Here is a 14,025-nt window from a genome sequence, read left to right on the forward strand (position 1 = left end):
CCAAGTACACCAATCAGGCACATTAAGAATATTCTTGACCGGCGATCTCAACCAAGCGTTGGATTGCGTGTAGGGTTAAAAGCTACTCCTATATTCTTCACTCTACCGCAAAATCCCTACGGAAACGACGAAACGGGCTACTTCAACGCCAACCAATCAACCCCCGATATTAACGCATTAGGCGCAGGCTTTTACCTTTTAGGTCTGCAATTAGGGAGTGCCCTCAATCCCGGATGTATCGCACACATGGGCTTCGGACGCGGCAACCGCCTCCCAAGCGTCACGCGCAACAGTAGAAAAGTCGTAACGCGCCTTCATAGGCACTGTCCTTTGCTCTTTGTTTTTCGTCTAAAAGGTGCGCTGGGACCCAGCGACTTGAACGCAAATTGCGGCATTTAAGTTTCGTCGAACTTTGGACCTGTATGAGAGGGGTTTTCCGAGATCGCTGATCGTGGGCTCCAGCCGCCGCTGCCGCAGTGGCGGATTATCACTTTGAGCAGATGCCCATTTAGATCGTTGAAATAGAGCCCGCCGCCACCATCGTGGTAGTTCATCCCCGGCTTCCGCCGTTGGGGATCGGCCGAGTAATGCAAGCTCCGCTTGCCGAGTCGGTCATGCAAAGCGTCGATACTCGTGTCAACGAAGGGGAACTCGCAATGTTGCGGAACGACGGCACGACCCACATCCGTATAGTCGATGTGGACGCTATTGGCGGTGGAGGCCATGCAGAACAGCCTCCATCTGCGCAGCGGCGGCACTCCGAGCATTTCAGCAAGAAACAGGGCAGAATCGTGCGCCTCTCGCGTCGCCAGGATCGTGTGATTGATATCGATACTCATCAGCCGCCGCCCATTCCAAAGCTGATCTATTCTGAGCCGACCTGCCTGAGCGTCGAGGTCACCATTAGCACGGCAATGAGAGCCGCCCCCGCCACAATGTAGGCTGCTGAATCCCAGCCAAATCGTTCCAGTGCACCACCGATAGCTGCTGGACCAAGTAGCTGTCCGAGATTGTTGCCCTGAACGATCAGACCCATAACAATTGGGGTCAACCCTGCCGTTGGCGCCATAATTGGCGCGGAGGACAGCAGTATAGCCGGAACCACACCGCCTATCGCCGAAAACAACAGGCATAGGCCGAAGGCCGTACTTACCGGCAGCACGGGGAGAAATACCCCGAAGCTGGCCAGCCCCATAACGAGGCATGCAGCTATAAGGAGAGCAGGGCGGCTAAAGCCCTTGGAAAGGAGTAGTCCCGCTGTCAAATTGCCGATGACGTTCACGGCTGAGACCAGCGCGCTGAGCCAGCCGGCCATCTGGTGCGAGACCTGTAGCCGCTCCATCAGCAGCACCGGCAGGAAGCTGAAGACAGCGAAGAACATTAGGCTATAGAGCGAAAATGTGATCGCGAGTCCCACAGCTCTCCGGTCGCGCAGCACGATCATGCATTCGCCGCGTAAGCGGCTCCAGGACGTGTTTTGGCCTTTTTCGCCGGCAGAAATGAAGAGTGGAACGGCCAAGCAGATCAGCAGTGCCAGCGCGCTGCTTGCCCACCACATCGCCTGCCAGTTGTCAAACAGCGGTCCGACTAGCATCGCCGTCGCCATGCCGACGGGCATGAAGCAGCTCCAAAGGGCGAAGGCCAGGTCACGATCAGATGGTCGTGTAACTTCTTCGAGCAATGAAGGTGCAGCGACCGTCACGAGCAGGAAGCCCGCCCCTTCGATAATTCGGCCGGAAAACAGGCTTGGTAGTCCCGGTGCCGCCGCGCTAAGCGCTGCGCCGGCTGTGGTAATCAAAAGTCCGATGATGAGGATGCGTCTCGCACCGAAGCGCGCGACAAACGCACCCGTTGGAATGCCACCTATAAGGCCGATTACCGCAAATATTCCTGCCAGCCAGCCGATCGCCGTCAGTGCGATGCCAAAATCATGCTGCAACAGGGGCGCTGCAATCGCGGCCTTTCCAACTTGCAAGGCGGCTGTAATCCCGCTGGCAACTATGACGACCACGGCAGCCCAGCGCGTGGACACCGCTTTCCTTGTTGAAATCGAGTCCATCATGAGCCTCGTGCTAAGCGGCCGGCGACGAGTGCGGACGTGATCTCGGCGACATGCCGTCCCTGGAAGCGCGCGCCATCAAGCTCGTTTTCACTGACCGTGCGATGCCCTCCGTGACCATCATCAGCGAGCGTCGATGAGCCATAGGGAGAGCAACCCGTGATTTCGTCCATTCGCATCTGGCCCTTGAAGCTGTAGGGAAGGCCGACAATGATCATGCCGAGGTGGAACAGGACGGTCTGGGTGGACAGGATCGTTGTTTCTTGCCCGCCATGCTGGCTGCCCGTTGAGGTGAAGACGCTGCCCACTTTTCCGACCAGCTTGTCATCGAACCAGAGGTTACCGGTCTGGTCGAGAAAGTTCTTCACTTGGGACGCCATATTGCCGAAGCGGGTCGGTGTTCCGATGATGATGGCATCGTAATCCGCTAGTTCAGCCACCGTTCCGACCGGCGCAGACTGGTCGACCTTATATCCGGATTTTGCAGCAACCACTTCGGGAACAAGCTCAGGCACCCGCCTAATCGCCACGGTAGCCCCCGTCTCACGCGCGCCATCAGCCACCGCCAAAGCCATTGTTTCAACATGCCCATAGGAGGAATAGTAAAGCACTAGCACCTTCGTCATCTCGTTGTCCTCAAATTGATCTTGCAGGCCGAAAGGTTGCATCAAAAAGAGAAGCGAAATAAGTGATATAAAAATGATATAGATGATCATAAGGAAAGATCATGTTGGACGCCCTTACGCTCGATCAGCTACGTACATTCGTCACGATTGCCGACAGCGGCAGCTTCCGCTCCGCAGCTCAGAAACTTTCACGCGTCCAGTCGGGTGTAAGCGCAACCATCGCCAACCTTGAGAACACTCTTGGCGTTGAACTGTTTGACCGTTCTGGGTACAAGCCTACCTTGACATCACAGGGACAGTTATTGCTTGGCAACGCCCGCGACATCATTCTGCGCGTGGACGTATTGCGAGCCCACGCGCAGGGCTTCGCGCATGGCGTCGAAACGGAACTCGCGATTTCTGTCGATACGCTCTTCCCGATGCGGGAGGTCGCCCGCGCAATCTCACGGATGCGACATGATTATCCTGCTGTTGCCGTTCATGTATGGTCGGAAGCCATGGGCGGTCCCCTCGATGCGCTTCGAAAGAAGCGTTGTGCGCTTTCGGTGATGGTTGGTGAAGAGTTCCGCGACCCCCGCATCAAGTTTGAGCCGCTGAAAACCGTCAGCCAGGTCTCCGTCGTCGCTTCGACCCATCCGCTGGCCCTCCGCGATGAGGGCCGTCCACTGGAGCTGATGGACGTTGCCGATCATCTCCAAATTGTTCTGACCGATCCATCCGACATATCAGCGGGCCGAGATTTCGGGGTCGTTTCATCCAAGACCTGCCGCGTCAACTCCCAGGATACCAAACACCAGCTCATCCTCGGGGGAGCAGGCTGGGGGCGGCTCCCCTATTGGCTAGTTGAACGGGAGTTGGAACAAGGAACGCTCGTGTGCCTCAATGTCAGCGCCGTGGGTTTCAATGGCGAGGTCACGTCGAGTGCTTATGTCGCCCACCGCCGTGACGAGGGGCTAGGTCCCGCAGCGCAGAAACTTGCCGATCTGTTGATCAGCCAGGAATTTGTTGATCAGAGCGCGTAAAACTCTCCGTTTTAAGGTTCCCACGTCCTGACCCGATCCGAGCGCCCGGCTTCCGCTCCGCTTTGGCCGTGGGGATTGCTTGCGGCTTTGTTCTTAGGAGCGGTGCGAGCAATACTCAGGATGCGAGTTCCCACTCTAGTCAGCAGCTTCGATCCGCAAGCGGGGGGGAACCCTTCGTTTTGATAGCCCCCCTGCACCTTGCGACCCGGTTCGGCTGCAATACCCTCGGGATTAGAGGTTGCGAGGCGCTGGACTACGAGGCGCGGCTCCCGGTTACCTATCTTTCAGACACTGACTGGACTTCCCCTTCAAAAGTGGAGGGCTTCTGTCAGACAAGACTGATAGGAGACATAGAATTGAAGCAGCGAGAATTTACAGAAGAGTTCAAACGCGAAGCCGTTCGGATTTTAATGGCGAGTGGTCGAAGCATTTCATCAGTTGCTGAGGACCTTGGGATTGGAAAGTGAACGCTTGACCGTTGGCGTCGTAATTTTGCTGAGAAAGATCTGCTTTCTGGTCCACATGAGGACATGAGCCAAGAGCTTGCCCGGCTTCGTAAAGAAAACGAACTTCTGCGGCAGGAACGAGATTTATTAAAAAAAGCGACGGCCTTCTTCGCTCGGGAGACAAGTCGATGAAGTTTGCATTCATCGACATGGAGAAGGCCCACATTTCTCTGTCACGGCTTTGCGCTTTCGCAGGAGTCAGTATCAGCGGTTATTGTGCATGGAAGCATCATTTGCCCAGCCGTCGCCAACTCGACGATATGATCATCCTGGCTCACATTCGTAATCAGTTTGAGCTGTCACGTGAAACTTATGGCAGCGCTCGAATGCATGTTGAACTGAATGAAGAAGGTATTCGAGCAGGACGTCACCGTACGGCGCGACTGATGGGTGAAAATGGTTTGAAAGCCCGACAGAAAACGCGCTTCAAACGCACGACCGACAGCAATCATGGTGAGCCTTTCGCTCCCAATCGTCTGGATCAGGACTTCACTTGTGACGGACCAGATCAGAAATGGGTGTCGATATCAGTTACATATGGACCGCAGAAGGCTGGCTGTATCTGGCAATCGTTGTCGATCTTTATTCTCGTCGCATCATTGGCCGGGAAGCACGGGATCGGATGAAAAAGGATCTGGCGATAAGTGCTTTAAAGAAAGCTATTGCAATCCGGCAACCAAAGCCGGGGCTGATCCAGCACTCGGACAGGGAAGCCAATATGCCAGTTATGAGTATCGCAGAATTCTCGAAGCGAACAGCATGCTTCCATCTATGAGCGGCAAAGTAAATTGCTATGATAAGGCAATGGTGGAAACCGTCTTCAAGACGATCAAGTCGGAACTGATATGGAGAACTGTGTTCCAGACCAGAAATGACGCAACCAAAGCCATTGGCGAATATATTGACGGGTTCTATAATCCCGTGCGCAGACATTCTGCCCTCGGGTATAAATCGCCGATCCAGTTCGAGATCATGAACCGTAAATTAGTGACAGGACCTCTCCACTAAATAAGGGCAAGTTCAGTTCCAGTACGCTGATCACAATTGCAATATGAATAATCAGGTAACTTCTTGTGCATAGCGACGAAGGTGATCAAGCAAGCTTGCCGCATAACTAGGTAGTTGTAATTCATTCCTTACGCAAAGGTAGAGATTGCGATCGGCCCAGCCCTCATCAATTTCCGTGATGTTTATAGCCATGTAGCGCCCGTAACGAAGCGCTGCCGTTTGAGGGACAATTGCTATGCCTGCACCGCATTCAACCGTGAGACAAACGCTTTCGAAGTTCTCTGCACGGGTTCGGTAATCGACGGCGCGGCCGAGCTCATTGGCAAGCCTGCTCATAAACTGCATCAAGGCTGTGTGTTTTGGCAAACCAATTAATTTGAAATCGAGGATTCTAGAATAGTTCACGGGCGATGCTGCAAGCGGATGTTCGATTGGCGTAACAAGGACTAGCCTGTCGGGCACAAAACGCCAGCTTTTCAAGCCGCTCATGTCTGCAGAAGATGCGACAATGCCAATGTCTGCCTCTCCGTTTCTTAGCAAGCTCACGACTTCAAGACTCGGTTTGTCCTCGACGCTGACCGTCACATCGGGGTGTGCTGCAAGAAATGTCCCAAGGGTATGAGGGATATGTTCCGCTAACATATTCGTGTTCGATAGCAACCGTACATGACCGCCGCGACCATCGGAAAAATCATCAAGTGCGGCCTGTGCCCTCCGCGCATCGTCGATAATCTTGCGCGCGTTCCGCGCAAAAATTTCACCTGCAAGCGTCGGGCGAATACCGCGCCCCGTTCTGTCGAACAGCTTGAGATTAAAGGCTTCCTCCAGCTTTTTTAGTCGCGCACTGACTGCCGCCACAACAATATTGTTCTGATTTGCAGCAGCGGTGAGGCTACCACCTTCGATGGCGGATACAAAAATGCGCAGGTCAATTAGATCGAATTTCACAGGTCAAGCTTTCACGTATGATGAAATCTGAATTTAGCAAAGACTGATTTTCTTATCTAGTCACTTGGAGCTATTCCAAACAACAGGCCACGGAACATCGCATACCCAACTCTCTGAATTATTGAAGAGAATAGGAATATCCAAGAAATTTCGATTCTTAGATTGCTATGCTTGTCCCGTTTCGAGCGAGGCGAGCAGGTTGTTTTCAAAAAGAGAACAATCTTCGGCTCGCATTGAATTATTCATGCTTCATGAAAGCTCGTTTAGAATGTCGCAATCAGGCAGCTTCAAGCAATACCCCGTTGCACCCCGTCCTTCATGGAAAGCACTCCTTGGCGCAACAGCCGTTTTTGTTATGGCATTCGGATCAGAGGCGATAGCTGATGAGCCGAATGCGGAACTGATCGCCAAGGGGCGCTATATTGCCACTGCATCGGATTGTGCAGCCTGCCACACGGCGCCTCACGGCGGTCAGCCCTTTGCAGGTGGTTATGGCATCACGTCACCGCTTGGCACGATTTTTTCGACAAATATTACGCCATCAAAGGCCGATGGCATTGGCACTTACACTGAGGAAGAATTTGCGCATGCCGTCCGTGATGGTGTTGCGAAAAGTGGTTCGCATCTTTATCCGGCTATGCCTTACACGGCCTATGCGAAGATGACAGACGAAGACGTGAAAGCGCTTTACGCCTATTTCATGCATGAGGTGAAGCCAGTTGATCATCAGCCGCAGAAGACTGAACTGCCGTTCCCATTCAGCGTACGTACGTCAATGGCGGCATGGAACCTTCTGTTCCTTGATAAGACGCGTTTCACCTCGAATTCCAACAAATCTCAAGAGTGGAACCGTGGCGCATATCTCTCTGAAGCGCTGGCACATTGCAGTACTTGTCATACACCACGCAATGATCTGATGGCCGAGCGGGCTAGCCAAGCACTTTCCGGTGGTTCGCTCGGTTCCTGGTATGCGCCAAACATTACCTCTGATCCAGTCAGTGGTATTGGTGACTGGTCACAGGATGAATTGGTGCAATATCTGCGCAAAGGTCATGTTGCGGGCAAGGCGCAGGCGGCAGGTCCTATGGCAGAAGCCATCGAACACAGTCTCCAGCATTTGACCGATGAAGATCTGAAAGCGATTGCGGTATACGTAAAGGATGTGGCTCCGGTTTCGTCCGGCACCAAAACTCCGCGCGACAAGTTCGGCAAACCATCAGTAACAGAATATGCGTTGCGCGGTCTTCCGGGGGAAAAACCAAATGAAAGTGGCTTCCGGATTTTCAGTGGTGTTTGTGCAAACTGCCATCAGATGAATGGTGAAGGCAACAAGCATTATCCGTCGCTGTTCCACAACACGGTTACGGGTGCAGAGCGTTCAGACAATCTACTTTCCGCAATCCTATTTGGTGTCAATCGCACGGTAGACGGGGAAACGGCATTCATGCCGGGTTTCGGTCCAGATGCTTTCTATACAGACCATCTTTCCGATCAAGATGTTGCCGATGTCAGCAACTATGTGCTGGCGCAATACGGTAATCCGGATGTCAAAGTGACGCCCGCCGATGTCAAACTGATCCGCGAGGGTGGACCGAAGCCGCTGATTGCCAAACTCGCACCATTTGCGGCACCGGCGATCGTGATCGGTATTCTGATCCTTATAACGGTCATTGTCTGGCTGGTTCGTCGCCGCAAGCGTCTAATGCGCGCCTGATCGGCTTTTTTCTTTATTTGCCCATAGCATTGAGCACTCCCTCAGGAGACCAGTAATGCCAGTTGATAATTTTCTGGACACCGCTTTCGGTCGTCAAATCTCTCGCCGATCTGTCTTGCGCGGAACTGTTGCACTTGCAGCGCTCGGCGCCACAGCCGCTCTGGCCGGTCCACTGCCTGCAGCTGCAGCCGATGCAACGCAGCAAGACTTCATGCAGCTCTCGACGTTTCTGACCGGCCATAATCTCGATCCGGTGTTGGGTAGCCGCTATTTCGCGGCCCTGCAAAAGCGGAATTCCGATTTCGTAGCGCGGATGAATGCGCTCGGTTCGGTCGTTAAGCAGAGTGATGCTGCAAATATGGACGCATTTCTTGAGTTGCCTTCCGTTGATGCAAAGCTGATGGAAACCGCAACCAAAATTGTGTCGGCCTGGTATCTCGGCGTGGTCGGTGAGCCGGAAGATGCAGAGCTTATAGCTTACGGAGAAGCGCTGATGTACCGCCCGACGCGAGGCATCCTGGCGATCCCAACCTATGGACCTGGCCCAGACGCCTGGGGTCCGAAACCTGATACCAAGATCTGACAGGAAGAGAAAAATGGCAAACGACGCATATGATGCGGATCTGATCGTTATCGGTTCGGGCGTAATGGGCGGGATCATTGCCAGCAGCCTTGCAAAAGCTGGTAAGAAAGTGATCGTGCTGGAAGCGGGTCCGCGCGTAGATCGCCGCGATATTGTTGAGACTTTCCGCAATGCTCCTGTGAAGCTTTCGCTGGCCAATGCTAAGTTGCAGGGCGCAGGCTCGCCGTTTCCGAGCCTGCCACACGCACCATCCACCTATGGTGATTATCTCCAGCAGGTGGGTCCAGTGAAGTACAACACCTCATACCTGCGTGTCGTCGGCGGTACGACATGGCACTTCGGTTCGTCGCTTTGGCGTATGATCCCAAACGACTTCCGCCTGAAGTCGCTTTATGGCCATGGTCGCGATTGGCCGGTGAGCTATGATGAACTCGAGCCATTTTACGCTCGCGCTGAAACGGAGCTCGGTGTCAGCGGCGTCGATGGTCAGGATGAAAGCGGGCAGGGGGGGAGTGCCTATCCGCCGCGTTCGATTCCTTATCCGATGCGTGGTCTGAAACCGAGCTATATGTTCACTCAGCTTTCGGAAAAGCTCTCAAGGGGCGGTTTTAACCCGATCCTTGAGCCGAATGGCCGCGCAACGCGCCCTTATGGCCAGCGTCCGGCCTGTGGTGGCAACAATAACTGCAACCCGGTTTGTCCGATTGCTGCAAAATATGATGGTTCGATGCATATCGACGAAGCCGAACGCCATGGCGCGATCATTCAGGACAATTCTGTTGTCTGGAAGATCGATGCTGATGATGGCGGTAAGATCACCGCAATCTGGTACAAGCGCCCGGATGGTTCAGAGCATAAGCTCACCGCACGTTATTTCGTGATGGCTGCTTATGGCATTGAATCTCCGAAGATCATGCTACTTTCAAAGTCTGATCGTTTCCCCAACGGTATCGCGAATTCATCTGATCAGGTTGGTCGCAATCTGATGGACCATACCGGCATCAGCATGAATGTGATGGCGAAGGAAGATTTCTGGCCAGGTGAAGGTCCAACCCAGCTTCTTGTTTATCTCAATCAGCGCGATGGTGAATTCCGCAAAAATTATCCAAGCTATAAGATCAAGGTTCGGAACACCGTTCCGACGGGTCAGACAACCGCGAGCCTTTTGAAAAAGGGTGTTCTTGGTTCAAAGCTTGATGCCGAAATTCGCCGAAATTCGGCGCGCTCGTTGAACTGGGCAGTGGATTTTGAAACTTTGCCCTTGGCTGAAAATCGTGTCCTCCCAAGCACGGATAAGGTTGATGCGCTGGGTATTCCTGTTCCGTCAATCTATTACAGCGTGACCGATTACTGGAATGCAGGCCGCGACCGCGCATTGCAGGACTTTGATCAGATCGCCAAGCTTCTGGATGCAGACATCGTCAGCACCGATGTGAAATGGCAGAACCGCCAGCACATAATGGGCACAACAATCATGGGCGACGATCCAAAGAATTCGGTGGTTGACCGCGACTGCCGCACGCATGATCATCGCAACATGTTCATTGCGGGCACCAGTGTCATGCCTTCTTCGTCTTGCGTAAATCCAACGCTGACAGGTGCGGCGCTTAGTGTGCGCATCGCTGATACTTTGATAAGGGAAATCTAAGCAGGAAGTTAGCGGCACGCAGACGTTAACTTTATTGAAGCCTGCGTTTGCAAGGATGCGATTGCGGCCCCGAATTGTTCATCAATATTTGAGAGCAATTCGGGACGGTAACTTTCTGGCAGCGACGCAGGCTAGCTGTGCAATGTGTTGGCAGTATCCAAGATACCAACAGCAGAACGTTATATTCTATCGCTTGGGAACTTCTTTCAAAAAGTTGCCAAGTTCATCGCTGTATAGCTCCGCTACATTACTGGTTGTCGCATGTCCGCGGGTTTTACTGCTCGCAGGGATTATCAGATAACTGCCATGTGGCATCCGACCAACTGCGGATTGCAGATGGCCGAGCTCTTCCGGATTGCGCTCATCATCAGCTGCGTTGATCGCAAAAAGATAGCTGGTGATTTTCTCAAGATCCTTTGATGGATCGAAATCTTGAGAAGCGTTCCACTGATAAAGTGTGTCATTTGCATCCGTGATTTTTGCCTCAGCGAGTTTTGTGTCGACATAGGTACTGGCTTCCGCATTTGTGGGGGCGGCTTGCCACAGTCGGGTATTGCCACCATTGGTCGCAAGATCATACCAGACAGAAGCGATACGAAGATTTTCTGGTTGGGTCTCGTAATTGCCGCTTTGCCAAGCGGGATCGGTCGTGATTGCATCAATAAGCATTCTGCGCATCATCCAGTTTCGTCCGGCCATCGGTGCCGGAAGGGACGCCATAGGGACCAGTGCATCCGCAAAATCCGGATAGCGAATTCCCCAGTTCCAAACATGCATCCCGCCCATTGAATGTCCAAGAATGAGGCGCAAGTGATTAAGTCCGAGGCCTTCCTTTACCAGCCGATATTGCGCTTCAACCATATCGTCATAATTGTAATGCGGAAATCTCATGCGCAATCCATCCGAGGGCTTTTGCGACCCGCCCGCACCGATGGAGTCCGGCAATATCAGAAAGTACTTTTGGGCATCGAGTGGTTGTCCGGGACCAAAGAGAGCTTCCGCAAATCCCTTGTTCAGCATCTTCTTGGCTGATCCATTGGTGCCATGCAAAATCAGTACCGCTTCGCCAGCGGGGTTGCCGATGGTCAAATAGTGCGTTTTCAGATCCATGGTACTGCCATCATGGAAGCGAAAATTTTTGATCGTGTAGTCGTGTTCTACCGGCTTAGGATAGTTTTCAGCCATGACTTGGTTTGACGCTTGAAAGGTCATTAAAAGAATTGCTGTGAGCAGCAAGGCCCCACGTTTTACATGGCGTATCATGTACAGTTCCTCCTCCATTAAACTACGATATTGTGTTCTCCAACCCTCCCTGTCTGAAACAGTTTCCCGTGAGTGTTTGAGAGTGCCCAACAAAAAAGGCGGGGCAAAACCCCGCCACTCAGGCTTATTCCGCTAGTTCTCGCATGACCTTGATCAGATCTGTTTTTCCTTCAAAGCCGATGCCTGGAAGGTCAGGCATGACGATGTGGCCATCTTCGACCTTCACACCATCCGGGAAACCGCCATAAGGCTGGAAGAGGTCCGGATAGCTCTCATTACCGCCAAGTCCCAGCCCAGCTGCAATGTTCAGGGACATCTGATGGCCACCATGAGGGATGCAGCGAGAAGGCGACCAGCCCAGTTGATCGAGCACATCAAGCGTTCGAAGATATTCGACAAGGCCATAAGAAAGTGCGCAGTCAAACTGTAGCCAGTCCCGATCCGGGCGCATACCGCCGTAGCGGATGAGGTTCCGCGCATCCTGATGTGAGAACAGGTTTTCACCTGTTGCCATCGCACCGGGATAGAATTCGGAGAGAGCGGCCTGAAGCTGGTAATCGAGCGGATCACCTACTTCTTCGTACCAGAACAGCGGGTATTCACGCAGCATTTTTGCGTAGGCTATGCCGGTTTCCAGATCGAAACGACCATTCGCATCAACGGCCAGCCGGGCTTCTGTTCCGACTTCTTCAAGAACGGCTTCGATACGGCGCTTGTCTTCGTCGATGGATGCACCGCCAATTTTCATTTTGACGACATTATATCCGCGGTCAAGATAGCTGCGCATTTCCTTGCGCAGTGCGGAATCGTCTTTGCCCGGATAATAATATCCGCCAGCCGCATAAACGAAGACACGCGGGTCCGCCTCCACACCCTTGGTTTCTGCGAGAAGGCGGAAAAGCGGCTTTCCAGCAATCTTTGCGACTGCATCCCACACGGCCATGTCAATTGTACCAACTGCAACCGAGCGTTCGCCATGCCCACCAGGCTTTTCATTGGCCATCATTGCGGCCCAGATTTTATGCGGGTCGAGATTATCTCCGGCTTCGTTGAACAGGCTTTCAGGATCTGCCTGCAGGATACGATCCCGGAAACGTTCACGGATGAGGCCGCCCTGTCCATATCGACCATTCGAGTTAAATCCATAACCCACAACCCGGCGGCCATCACGGACCACATCAGTAACGACTGCCACGAGGCTTGCCGTCATTTTGCTGAAGTCGATATACGCGTTACGGATCGGCGAAGAGATCGGTTTGGTCACTTCACGGACTTCAATGATGCGCATGATATGTGTCTCCTATTCTACTGAATTCTTCATGCTAGGCGTGCTGATGAGTGGCTTCTGGCACAGCTTGAGCGGTAATTTTCCGCGGCGTTTGGCCTTTTTGTTCGGCGATGACCTGACGTACAGTGTTCATATCCAGCTCGCCTTCCCATTTGGCGACCGCAATCGTTGCAACGCCATTTCCGATCAGGTTCACGACAGCGCGTGCTTCGTTCATGAAGCGATCCACGCCCAATAGCAGGACCAAGCCAGCTACGGGTACGGTGTGAAAGGTGGAGAGGGTTGCGGCGAGAGTGACAAAGCCTGCTCCGGCGACGCCTGCTGATCCTTTGGACGTGAGCAACAAGACGCCCAGGATACCCAGCTGACCCCAGAGGCTAAGATCGGTATTGGTGGCCTGCGCGATAAAAATTGCGGCCATTGTCAGATAAATACAGGTGCCATCAGCGTTGAAGGCATAGCCTGTTGGCAGCACCAACCCGACGACGGGTTTGCTGACACCAAGGCGTTCCAGCTTGGCCATCATGCGTGGCAGTACCGCTTCGGTGGAGCAGGTGGCCAGGGTGATGAAGATCTCATCTTTGAAGTATCGGAAGAACTGAAGAAGCGGAAAGCCTGACCATCGTGCCACGGTTCCGATGACGAGAACTACAAAAAGGATGGATGTCAGATATACCGCGAGCATCAGGTGGCCGAGTGACCAAATTGTCCCAATACCGTGTTTGCCAATTGTATAAGCAACGCCAGCGCCAGCGCCCAACGGCGCGAGCTTCATGACCATTCCAACGATACGGAAAAGCGCCTGCAGCGACACATCGATCACATCGACGAAAGGTTTCGCTCGCTCGCCGATCTGTACCAGGGCGACCCCAAACAGAAGCGCGATCAGAATGACTTGCAACATTGCGCCGGAAGCAAATGCACCGACAATGGTTTGTGGAATGATATCCAGAAAGAAATCAATGACGCCGCCGTGTTCGGCAGCAGTCTTTTGATACCCGGCAATTGATGATGTATCGATCTGACTGGCATCAATGTTCATGCCAGCACCTGGTTGCATCAGATTAACCACAATCAAGCCAAGTACCAGAGCAATCGTGGATGCGATCTCGAAATAGATGAGCGCAACGGTTCCAATGCGCCCCACTTCGTGGACATTGCCCATTTTCGCGATACCCAAGACCACAGTTCCGAAAATGATCGGTGCGAGCAGCATCTTGATGAGTTTGATAAAGCCGGTTGCAAATGGTTGCAGTGAGGTCGCAATGTCAGGCCAGAAGAAGCCAATCAGGCCGCCAATGACAATTCCAATCAAAACCTGGATATAGAGCTGACTTAACAGTCTTCTCATTATTTCCTC

The 14,025-nt window shown here is 53.1% G+C and carries 11 protein-coding genes and 1 pseudogene; 5 read left to right on the plus strand and 7 right to left on the minus strand.

From position 1 onward, the window contains the following. Window positions 1–395: 395 nt before the first annotated feature. The 3 genes from QSJ70_RS21235 to wrbA are packed head-to-tail and all read right to left on the minus strand — an operon-like array spanning window position 396 to window position 2,685. Window positions 396–839, minus strand: coding sequence for a VOC family protein (locus QSJ70_RS21235; protein ID WP_285539381.1), 444 nt, complete (start codon window positions 837–839; stop codon window positions 396–398). Between the two features lie 26 nt (window positions 840–865). Continuing rightward, complete coding sequence (locus tag QSJ70_RS21240; protein WP_285539382.1) at window positions 866–2,032, minus strand: MFS transporter; 1,167 nt, start codon at window positions 2,030–2,032, stop codon at window positions 866–868. A gap of 26 nt (window positions 2,033–2,058) precedes the next feature. Continuing rightward, a complete protein-coding gene (gene wrbA / locus QSJ70_RS21245; RefSeq protein WP_285539383.1) occupies window positions 2,059–2,685 on the minus strand; it encodes an NAD(P)H:quinone oxidoreductase in 627 nt (208 codons plus the stop codon). A gap of 101 nt (window positions 2,686–2,786) precedes the next feature. On the opposite strand from wrbA, the gene QSJ70_RS21250 reads away from it, so the two are divergent. Both QSJ70_RS21250 and QSJ70_RS21255 read left to right on the plus strand, forming a co-directional pair. Further along, window positions 2,787–3,707, plus strand: a complete 921-nt coding sequence (locus tag QSJ70_RS21250) for a LysR family transcriptional regulator (protein WP_285539385.1) — start codon at window positions 2,787–2,789, stop codon at window positions 3,705–3,707. A gap of 410 nt (window positions 3,708–4,117) precedes the next feature. Next, window positions 4,118–5,221 (plus strand): annotated as a pseudogene (locus QSJ70_RS21255) (IS3 family transposase). Between the two features lie 51 nt (window positions 5,222–5,272). Here QSJ70_RS21255 and QSJ70_RS21260 read toward each other — a convergent pair. After that, window positions 5,273–6,169: a LysR family transcriptional regulator gene (locus QSJ70_RS21260; RefSeq protein ID WP_285539387.1), complete on the minus strand. Its 897-nt coding sequence runs from the start codon at window positions 6,167–6,169 to the stop codon at window positions 5,273–5,275. A gap of 244 nt (window positions 6,170–6,413) precedes the next feature. On the opposite strand from QSJ70_RS21260, the gene QSJ70_RS21265 reads away from it, so the two are divergent. From QSJ70_RS21265 to QSJ70_RS21275, 3 genes are read left to right on the plus strand one after another with little or no spacing between them, the layout of a single operon-like run. Then, window positions 6,414–7,883 (plus strand): c-type cytochrome, encoded by a 1,470-nt coding sequence (locus QSJ70_RS21265; protein WP_285539389.1) that lies wholly within the window; start codon window positions 6,414–6,416, stop codon window positions 7,881–7,883. Between the two features lie 55 nt (window positions 7,884–7,938). Next, the gene (locus QSJ70_RS21270) at window positions 7,939–8,466 is read left to right on the plus strand and encodes a sugar dehydrogenase complex small subunit (protein WP_285539391.1); all 528 of its coding nucleotides are present in this window, start codon (window positions 7,939–7,941) and stop codon (window positions 8,464–8,466) included. 13 nt (window positions 8,467–8,479) lie between these two features. Then, entirely contained in the window at window positions 8,480–10,114 is a 1,635-nt protein-coding gene (locus tag QSJ70_RS21275) for a GMC family oxidoreductase (protein WP_285539394.1), read from the plus strand. Window positions 10,115–10,300: 186 nt separating this feature from the next. Here the strand turns inward: QSJ70_RS21275 and QSJ70_RS21280 are convergent, their stop codons facing one another. The 3 genes from QSJ70_RS21280 to dctA form a co-directional block, all read right to left on the minus strand. Next, window positions 10,301–11,395 carry an alpha/beta fold hydrolase gene (locus QSJ70_RS21280; protein WP_285539569.1) on the minus strand — a complete coding sequence of 365 codons (1,095 nt, stop codon included), beginning with the start codon at window positions 11,393–11,395 and terminating at the stop codon, window positions 10,301–10,303. A gap of 106 nt (window positions 11,396–11,501) precedes the next feature. Beyond that, window positions 11,502–12,665 carry a mandelate racemase/muconate lactonizing enzyme family protein gene (locus QSJ70_RS21285; protein ID WP_285539396.1) on the minus strand — a complete coding sequence of 388 codons (1,164 nt, stop codon included), beginning with the start codon at window positions 12,663–12,665 and terminating at the stop codon, window positions 11,502–11,504. Between the two features lie 34 nt (window positions 12,666–12,699). Further along, on the minus strand, window positions 12,700–14,016 hold the full coding sequence (gene dctA, locus QSJ70_RS21290) for a C4-dicarboxylate transporter DctA (protein ID WP_285539398.1): 1,317 nt from the start codon (window positions 14,014–14,016) through the stop codon (window positions 12,700–12,702). Window positions 14,017–14,025 lie beyond the last annotated feature (9 nt).

The sequence above is a fragment of the Brucella sp. NBRC 12950 genome (genome assembly GCF_030268145.1).
In the GTDB taxonomy this organism is placed as follows: Bacteria; Pseudomonadota; Alphaproteobacteria; order Rhizobiales; family Rhizobiaceae; genus Brucella.